The organism is Nitrosomonas communis (assembly GCF_024102715.1).
GTDB lineage: Bacteria > Pseudomonadota > Gammaproteobacteria > Burkholderiales > Nitrosomonadaceae > Nitrosomonas > Nitrosomonas communis_B.
Genome location: NZ_JAGFJM010000068.1, coordinates 1 through 8,845, shown reverse-complemented (window position 1 = coordinate 8,845; position 8,845 = coordinate 1). Strand labels below are relative to the sequence as shown.

The window sequence follows — 8,845 nt, the reverse complement described above, 5'->3', positions numbered from 1 at the left end:
CGCCTTGGGCAGGTCTCGCCACGGACAGCCAACCCGCATTCGATACAGTATTCCTTCTACTGTCATGCGCAGATTGCGCTTGTTATAAATCGATTCTTGAAGCAGAATCTTCTCCAGCTTCGACCAGAATTCATCATTGAGCATCAATCGGGGCATCGCAAACTCGTTTTGTTGGTGGTATAGGAACCCCAATATTACGAGTTTGTTTCTATCTATGAAATACTTACCTTAAAACGTCAACAGACCCTAGCGTATAAAAAATCAGTTGATCAAATTATTCTTATAGCAGGTGATAGCGATTTTGTTCCAGCTGCTAAACTAGCAAGGAGAGAAGGTGTTGATTTTATTCTTGATCCAATGGGAAATTTTATAAATCCAGATCTACATGAGCATATAAGATGGTTTAATATCTAACTCATGGCCAAAATATAAGCAACGCTAACAATCATGAAAGCATTGCTTCACCCCATATGAAATCCTAGGGCCAAGCCTATATTCTATACATAAAACATAAACTTTATAAAATATAGGTCCCTACTGTTTGGACCCGTACTGTTTTGTCACCTATAGGGCCTGTGCCCTCTTTGTGCTTTTTTGGAAGGCTTATCGATGATGAAGAACTCATACTGTTATAAGCAGCGAGAAAAAGTAAATCACTCCTACTTGCGCCCCTCATCCTATTAACTTTAGAAGTTGAAGTGGCTCAGCACCTGCTCAAATTTCTGTTCGCTTAAGATAACACCATGGTTATGGATTTCCAGTTAGCATTTGAGGTTGGCGCAAGCATGTCTGCTTCATTAATCAATACGCGCGCGCGTATATTTCATGTGCTTAAACTGTGCAATGAGCCTTTATTCCAGGACAAACTCGGATTGAGTGGCTGTTATGAGAGCTGAATGATCTGGTTCAGCCGCTCACATACTTCTACGAACAAACAATCGTTCAACGTTCCCAATGGGTGAGGCTTGGCATCACGCGCGCGCCAGTCGAATGATTTTGGTTGGTGGCACAGTACATAGCTGGCTTGCTCGGTTTTTTGTTTGGCGGTCTTGCCCACAGCCACGGCAAAGGGGTTGTCGGCATTGTAAACAGCGGTGGTCATCGGCAGGCCAATCACCAATGAAGTTTTATCGTTGAAATTCTGGGGGGACAATACCAGGAAAGGGTGGATGTTACGCATTTCCTGACCAGCTTGTGGATTGCAATCTATCCAGATGATGTGCTGGCGATCAGGTACCCAGTCAACGGCACTCCCCTTCCTAACCATGAGCGGCTACCACTTTTCTGCACCCAATTGCTGCGTGGCTTGCATGGCTTCGCCGCCATGCCGGGCGGGATCGAATTGCGCCAGGCGCTGTTCCAGCGTCAACGGTTCATCCCGCACCGGCGTGATGATGATCTGGCCGTTGGATACCGTCAGTTTAACCCGTTGATCGGCGTGCACGTGGGCTTCCCGTACAATGGCAGCAGGCAGGCGCACCCCCAGGTTATTGCCCCATTGCTTGATATCCAGGATCACCTCTTTTGTGTTCATAATTGATTATTCCAATCAGTGTATGTTTAAACATGAGTTTAAACATAATCGGAGTAGGAAGCAAATCTCAATCTCCATACAAATATCTGCTGCAGCAAGCTGGGCTTGAGGTAATGGGGTCTTGTCATTTGCTTTAGTTAGCCAACGCTCACTCAAGTATGAGTAAATTTTCGCTCAATTTAGTACTGTCGCTTGACTCGTCAAATAGCGAATAAAAATTGTATGCAATTGCATTATTGCTAACCTATTTGTTATTCCCTAGCATCATGTTGTAATTAGAAAATACTCATTTGCTCAAATGAGTATTTATTTTTCCTATACCCTCTTTCTTTTGCCGAAGGCGCCGGTGTTAAAGCTCAATCTATTGAGCTTTCTTTATAGGAGATATTCGACATGAGCATAAAACACTTTATTTTGCTTTCTGCGATTTATTTATCAATAGCACTTGGCACGCTCGTTCACGCTACCAATCTTTTTGTTCCAGCATATTTCCATCCGTCAGATCGCCCGACTTACTGGAATGACTTGGCTGTGGCAGCTCAAACAGTAACTACTACCGTAATTCTTAATCCAGACAATGGGTTTGGAACAAACGTTGACCCCAGCTATGTTAACGCTATTGATCTGGTTCGTGAATCTGGAGGAAAAATAATTGCTTACATATACTCCAATTATGGCAATCGCTCGATGATCGATATTACCAGTGAAATTGATAATTACATTGCCTTCTATGCGATTGATGGTTTTTTTATCGATCAGATGACTGCAGACGGAACGGATGAAAACGTCAGATACTACGAGCAAATATATAACTACATCAAGAATAAAAACAGTCATTATTCGGTAACGGGGGGCCCTGGAGTGGTGCCAGACGAAGTTTACTTAAGCAAACCAGTCGTTGATAATTTAGTAGTATTTGAAGGTAACATAAGAAGTTACGTAAATTTTCAACCAGAACAGTGGCAACTCAATTATCCGAAAGACAGGTTTATCCATATTGTACATAACGCAAGCTCGGACCAGATGAAACAGGTGTTCAGCGAGACCGACAAGAACCTCGCTGGAAATCTGTACATTACCGATAACAGGCTTCCTAATCCTTATGACAGTCTTCCGCAGTATGGGGTTTAGAGCTCGAGATTGCAACCGTAACGCCTTAGTATCGACTAACAAAAACGAGGAAATGTGGAAAGCATAATAAGGAACAGACCACGATTCTTGGTTATGTGAGAAGAGACTGCTGGATGCTAGTTTTACAGCCTTGCGGGTCGTCCAGGCGTGCCGGAGGTTGCTCGTCGCCCCAGGGCTGTTGATACCTGGCTGCGAAAAATTCGTTGCCTGCCAGCATCATCTAACTCCAATGCCACATAAAGGGGATGTGGCTTCACTAGTGCATCGGCCTCCCCCTGCGCGCTTACCAGGCAGCTAGGCCAACGATATTCAGCTGGATACGCTACCATTCTCACACGCACCCGGATTCAATTCGCTATAGCGCTGACACGCACGCCAAATAGGTTTCCTCCTGAATGGAACAAAAGCGGAAACGCCCCTCCCACAAGGTTCCGCTGCGCTGGTAGGTGCGATTCACATACTGTACGTAACGCTGACCGAGCACTTTCATCAATTCTCCGGCAAACTTGGTTCGATCGGCGGAGAGCAACAAATGCACATGATTGGTTATGAGCGCATAGGCGTAAACATCAGGGCATAAGATAGCTCTCTCGGTTGTGAGTTGTGGTTCCCTATTCCCAAATAGCATAATCGCTTCTTCTAACATAAAGCTATAATGATTTTGCTATATCTAAAGAGAAGATATCATTGAAATGAAAAAACTATATTTATTCGTTTTGTTTTATTTATTTTCTGTTCCATCGCAGGCATCAGGTCCATTTGATGGTATATACATGATTAGTGCAAATGACTTTACCATTGGTTACATAACCCTGCGTGAAGATGCAAATACACATCAGATGATCGCGGTAATCCTCGATCCAGATCCTAATATTACCTGGACGGCCTTAAGCGCTAGACGAGTTGGGAATACTGCTATATTTGCTACCATTACAGGGGCAAACACCATGGATGTAGATCTAACTATAAGGATTAATTTTGATAGTAATAATCCTAATCCAACAGCCACTATTATTTCCTGTAGAGATGGCGCTACCTATTCTTGCATATTCCCTGTTGGTGTTACGCTAAACCTGATCAAAACTTTTTAACTTATCTACGCCAAAAAACATAATGCCTGAATTGACTCCAATAAGCTCCACCGCGAGCAATCCTTGATCAACCATCTTGAAGATTTAGCGCGGACTGCCCACTCAGTCAGATTCCGCTGTAAATACTTCTATCTTCTCCGGTTTAAACTTGACTGATGTCAGCATTCCCTTGCGTGCACGGTGTGACATGAATGGTTGCAGTTCTTCCCATTCCAGTATCGATTGCAACGACCTGCCACCCTTGCCTGTTCCACTGATCTGGAGAGATGAACCTTCCGGCAGCACTGCAGTAGCAATCAGCGTCTCACCCTCATTCAGCCCGAGAATGATGACGCCCTTGCCGCCCGACAATGTCTTCATTTCACTGAGCGGAAATAACAGCAGCTTGCCATTGCTGCCCAGCGCCACGATCAGACTGCCGCTGGCGACATTTGCCGGAGGCAGCAAGCGATCTTCTTGGCTCAGCGTCATAAAAGCCTTGCCGGCTCTCTGGCGCGATACCAGGTCTTTGAGCGTCGCAATAAAACCATATCCAGCAGACGAGCTGAATAGATATTGGGTATCCGGCACTGCGGTGCACATCGCTGCCGCTTTCACCTTGGGGGGCATGTCCAGCAAGGAAGCCAACGGCACACCGTCGCTACGCCCGCCGGGAATATCGGCCGTGGACAGGCTGTAGGCACGTCCCCTGCTGTCCAGCACGACAACTGGATAAGTCGTGCGCGTTTGCCCGATCGCCAGTAACTGGTCACCATCCTTGAACGAGAGCGTGCTGATATCCACTTCATGGCCACTACGCTGACGGATCCAGCCGTTTTTCGACAGGATGACCGTGCAGGGCTCATCCGGCACAGTCATCGCCTTGGCAACCACCCGCTCCGCAGCCTCAATCAGTGTGCGGCGGTCGTCGCCAAATTTCTTCACGTCAGCCTCGATCTCGCTGATGATCAGGTTGCGCATGGCTGTTTCATTGCTCAATACCATCCTCAAGCCTTCTTCTTCTGTTTTCAACGCATTCATTTCATTCTCGATGCGAATCGCTTCCAGCCGGGCTAGCTGACGCAAGCGGATTTCCAGAATATCGTCTGCCTGAATGGCGGAAATCCCGAACTGCGCCATCAGATCGGCCTTGGGATCCTCTGCTTCGCGTATCACTCTGATGACGGCATCAATATTCAGCAGTACCGCCCTGCGGCCTTCCAGGATGTGCAGGCGCTTTTGTACCTGATCAAGCCTGGTTTGACTGCGACGAGTGACCGTAGTGGTGCGGAACCGTACCCATTCGGTCAATAATTGCAGGATATTCTTCTGATTCGGCCTGCCATCCAGTCCGATGGCGACCATATTGGCTGGCACCGTCACTTCCAGACTGGTATGCGCGAGCAGCAGGGCGATGAACTGTTCCTGCGGCATGCGCGAAGAACGCGGCTCCAGCACGATACGTACGGAAGCTTCTTTGCCGGACTCGTCGCGCACGGTTTCCAGTGCATCGAGGAACAGTTGCTTCATCTGCTTCTGCTCTATCGATAAATCCTTCTTGCCTGTTTTGATCTGCGGATCGGCATATTCACCAATCTCTTCCAGTACTTTCTTGACCGAAACGCCCGGCGGCAATTCATATACCACCATACGCCACTGGCCGCGCGCCTGTTGCTCTATGCTCCAGCGGGCGCGCACCCGGAAAATGCCGCGGCCGGTGGCATAGACTTCCCGTATCTCTCTGCTACTGGAAACCAGTTGGCCGCCGCCGGGGAAATCCGGCCCTAGGATGTGTTGCAATATCCCATCAATATCAAGCGACGGGTGATGCATCAGCGCGATGGCAGCATTGCCCACCTCGCGCAGGTTGTGCGGCAGGCATTCCGTGGCCATGCCGACCGCGATGCCGGATGCGCCATTCAACAACAGGAAAGGGAGGCGTGCTGGCAAATCCACGGGTTCCTGCTCCGAGCCGTCGTAATTGGGGCGAAAATCCACTGTCCCTGCATCCACTTCGGACAGCAGCAGTTCGGCATACTGGGTGAGCCGCACTTCGGTGTAGCGCATGGCTGCGGGGGAATCGCCATCGCGCGAGCCAAAATTGCCCTGACCATCGACCAGAGGATAGCGCAGCACGAAATCCTGCGCCATGCGCACCATGGCTTCATAGGAAGCAGAATCACCATGAGGATGGTATTTACCAATGACATCACCGACCACGCGGGCCGATTTAACCGGCTTTGCTCCTTGCGTCAAGCCCAGGCGGTACATGGCGTACAGAATACGGCGCTGCACCGGCTTCTTGCCATCTGACACGGAAGGCAGCGCCCGCCCCTTGACCACGCTGATGGCGTAACGCAGATAAACCTGATGCGTATATTCGGCCAGATCGAAACTATCATCGCCGCTCTCGCTGCCGCCTTGGGAAGAAGCAGGCGGCGCGGGCGGTGGCGGCTCTGCTTCCTGCGGCATCTCTTGAGATGGCGAGGGAGAGTCCAGAACGTCAAACAAATCCAAATTCTTCATTTTTTAAATTTCCGCTTCCACTTCGTTGCCATGAATAGTAATCAACTCTTTGCGCGCGCTGGCGTGTGACCTGCCCATCAGCGTATCGAAAGCTTCAACCGCTACTGCCGCATCGTCAATGCGAATCCTCACCAGCCGGCGTGTGTCCGGGCATAATGTGGTTTCCCACAGCTGAACAGCATCCATTTCCCCCAGACCCTTGAAACGGGAAATGCTCCAACTGCCTTCCTTAACCCCTTCCTGGCGCAGGCGTGCTGCAAGCATCTCCAGCTCCGCCTGATCCAGGGCGTACAGCTTGCGTGGCGGTTTGCTTTTGCCTTGTGCCGGCACATCTAACCGGAATAATGGTGGTTGGGCAATATAGACATGCCCTTGCTGAATGATCTTGGGGAAGTGCCGGAAGAACAAGGTCAGTAGCAACGCCTGGATATGGTTACCATCATCATCGGCATCGGACAGGATGATGACCTTGCCATAGCGCAAGGTGCTCATATCCACATCGCTATCAAGCTTGTGCGGATCGATCGCAAGCGATACCGCGATATTATGGATTTCCTGGTTGGCGAGTATCTGCGATTGCTCCACTTCCCAGCTGTTCATGCCCTTGCCGCGCAACGGCAGGATAGCCTGCGTTTCTTTGTCACGCCCTGCCTTGGCCGAACCCCCGGCGGAATCCCCTTCCACCAGAAACAATTCAGCGTTGAGACCGGTCAGTTCGGAATCGGTCAATTTGCCTGGCATCACCGCCACACCAGAACCTTTTCTGCGTTCGACTGTTTTGGCGGTCTTGCCACGGTTAATGGCGTTCCTGATAGCCTGCTCGGCAATCTTGGTTGCTTCTGCCACATGCTCGTTAAGCCACAGATCCAGCGCGTCCTTCAGGGCAATGCCCACCAGCTTGACCGCCTCGCGCGAGGACAGCTTTTCCTTGGTCTGGCCTGAGAAGCTCGGATCAACCATGCGAACTGCCAGAACGAAGCGCAGCTTGGCCCACACATCCTCGGCTGCCAGCTTCACGTTGCGTTGCATCAGGCCATGCTGTTCTGCAAAAGTGCGCACGCTGTTGAAGACCACATCACGCAAGCCAGCCTCGTGCGTCCCGCCGCCCAGGGTCGGGATCAGGTTGACATAGGACTCCCCTCCCCCTGAACCTGCAACCCATGCCAGCGCCCATTGCACCCCCTCCCCGTCAGAGAAGGTTTCGTTGGCGGCCAGATACTTTTCACCGCAGAAAGCAGGCGCAATCGGCTCATCCTCGGCAATCATCTGATCGAGGTACTGCGCGATTCCTCCACTAAAATGCCATTCCTTGACATCGAAACCCGTAGCCGTTTCAATGTTGAGCAGCACTTTAACCCCTGGCAGCAGCATTGCCTTGGCACGTAACAAGTGCTCCAGCTCTCCCCGCTGGAGCGAGGGGGAATCGAAATACTTTACGTTGGGCCAGATGCGCAGTACCGTGCCGGTGTTACGTGCGCCACACTGGCCAATCACGGTTAATGGTTCGATCACTTCACCGTCGGTAAAAACAATACGGTAGTGCTTGCCTTCGCGTTTGACTTCAACTTCCAGGCGGGAGGAGAGCGCATTCGTTACTGAAACACCCACGCCGTGCAGACCACCGGTGAATTTGTAACTGCTATTCGCCTCGCCTTTAGCAAATTTTCCGCCGGAATGAATCACCTGGAACACGACCTGTATAGTTGGGACTTTTTCTTCCGGATGCAGGCCAACCGGAATACCGCGCCCATCATCAGCCACAGCGACTGAGTCGTCCCGGTAAAGGGTGACTTCGATATTTCTGGCATGGCCTGCCATCGCCTCATCGACGGCATTGTCGATGGCCTCGACTACCATATGCGTTGGGTCGGTGGTGCGGGTGTACATGCCCGGTCGCAATTGGATAGGTTCCAGCTTGCGCAGGACGCGGATTGAGGATTCGTCGTAAGTTTGTTTTGCCATGGTTGGTTTGAGTACAGATTACAGCCCGATATTTTCCCACAAAAATCCATGAATCTAGTGCGCCCACAGCATGGCATATGGGCTACCCGGTTTTAGCAGGGAATCAGAATTGAGCGGGATCTGGGCGAGTGAACGGATAAGTCAATCAGAGTCAGCGATGTATCAGGTCGCGCAATTGATGTTCATAACTTGTGCGTAAAATCTGAATAATTTTGGGATAACTCGGAACAAAATGAATTACTTGATTTTATCCACAAATTATTCCGACTAAATGTCTATTTTATACAGATTAGAAAATTCATTCATTCTATTGATAATTAAACTATTTTTCAAAATATACCGGAATTGTCCAGCCTTTAACTACTATTATTAAGATCTTGATTAAGTAAAATTAATAAAAGTTAAGCAATTTCCAACAGATACTTCTATCGCTAATCTCAGCGCAGTAATTTGCTTTATTTACGCTATCATAACTAAGTTGCTCCGCCACTTAGCTCAAATGATGTCCCTTCCAGCCCCTGAACAAATCCTGCATGATGTTTTTGGTTACTCAGCCTTTCGCGGTGAACAACAATATATTGTCGAGCATGTTGCTGCCGGAGGCGATGCGCTGGTACTGATG

10 protein-coding genes are annotated in these 8,845 nt (G+C 49.5%); 3 read left to right on the top strand and 7 right to left on the bottom strand.

Going from position 1 to position 8,845, the window contains the following annotated elements:
* Positions 1–156: transposase (locus tag J5I83_RS06470; protein WP_304054308.1), on the bottom strand; the 156-nt coding region annotated here is incomplete at its 3' end.
* A gap of 54 nt (positions 157–210) precedes the next feature.
* On the opposite strand from J5I83_RS06470, the gene J5I83_RS14515 reads away from it, so the two are divergent.
* Complete coding sequence (locus J5I83_RS14515) at positions 211–414, top strand: NYN domain-containing protein (RefSeq protein WP_369683398.1); 204 nt, start codon at positions 211–213, stop codon at positions 412–414.
* A gap of 469 nt (positions 415–883) precedes the next feature.
* Here J5I83_RS14515 and J5I83_RS06465 read toward each other — a convergent pair whose 3' ends face one another.
* Complete coding sequence (locus J5I83_RS06465) at positions 884–1,267, bottom strand: type II toxin-antitoxin system PemK/MazF family toxin (protein WP_304054307.1); 384 nt, start codon at positions 1,265–1,267, stop codon at positions 884–886.
* 6 nt (positions 1,268–1,273) lie between these two features.
* On the bottom strand, positions 1,274–1,534 hold the full coding sequence (locus J5I83_RS06460; RefSeq protein WP_304054306.1) for an AbrB/MazE/SpoVT family DNA-binding domain-containing protein: 261 nt from the start codon (positions 1,532–1,534) through the stop codon (positions 1,274–1,276).
* A gap of 393 nt (positions 1,535–1,927) precedes the next feature.
* Between J5I83_RS06460 and J5I83_RS06455 the strand changes: the two genes are divergently transcribed.
* Positions 1,928–2,665 carry a spherulation-specific family 4 protein gene (locus tag J5I83_RS06455; RefSeq protein WP_304054305.1) on the top strand — a complete coding sequence of 246 codons (738 nt, stop codon included), beginning with the start codon at positions 1,928–1,930 and terminating at the stop codon, positions 2,663–2,665.
* A 122-nt stretch (positions 2,666–2,787) separates the two neighbouring features.
* On the opposite strand, the gene J5I83_RS06450 is transcribed toward J5I83_RS06455, so the two are convergent.
* Positions 2,788–2,994 (bottom strand): hypothetical protein, encoded by a 207-nt coding sequence (locus J5I83_RS06450; RefSeq protein ID WP_304054304.1) that lies wholly within the window; start codon positions 2,992–2,994, stop codon positions 2,788–2,790.
* Positions 2,995–3,020: 26 nt separating this feature from the next.
* Entirely contained in the window at positions 3,021–3,311 is a 291-nt protein-coding gene (locus tag J5I83_RS06445; protein ID WP_304054303.1) for a transposase, read from the bottom strand.
* 46 nt (positions 3,312–3,357) lie between these two features.
* Between J5I83_RS06445 and J5I83_RS06440 the strand changes: the two genes are divergently transcribed.
* Positions 3,358–3,756 carry a hypothetical protein gene (locus J5I83_RS06440; protein ID WP_304054301.1) on the top strand — a complete coding sequence of 133 codons (399 nt, stop codon included), beginning with the start codon at positions 3,358–3,360 and terminating at the stop codon, positions 3,754–3,756.
* 102 nt (positions 3,757–3,858) lie between these two features.
* Here J5I83_RS06440 and parC read toward each other — a convergent pair whose 3' ends face one another.
* Complete coding sequence (gene parC, locus J5I83_RS06435) at positions 3,859–6,261, bottom strand: DNA topoisomerase IV subunit A (RefSeq protein WP_304054299.1); 2,403 nt, start codon at positions 6,259–6,261, stop codon at positions 3,859–3,861.
* Between the two features lie 3 nt (positions 6,262–6,264).
* Positions 6,265–8,223, bottom strand: a complete 1,959-nt coding sequence (locus tag J5I83_RS06430) for a DNA topoisomerase IV subunit B (protein ID WP_304054298.1) — start codon at positions 8,221–8,223, stop codon at positions 6,265–6,267.
* Between the last annotated feature and the right edge of the window lie 622 nt (positions 8,224–8,845).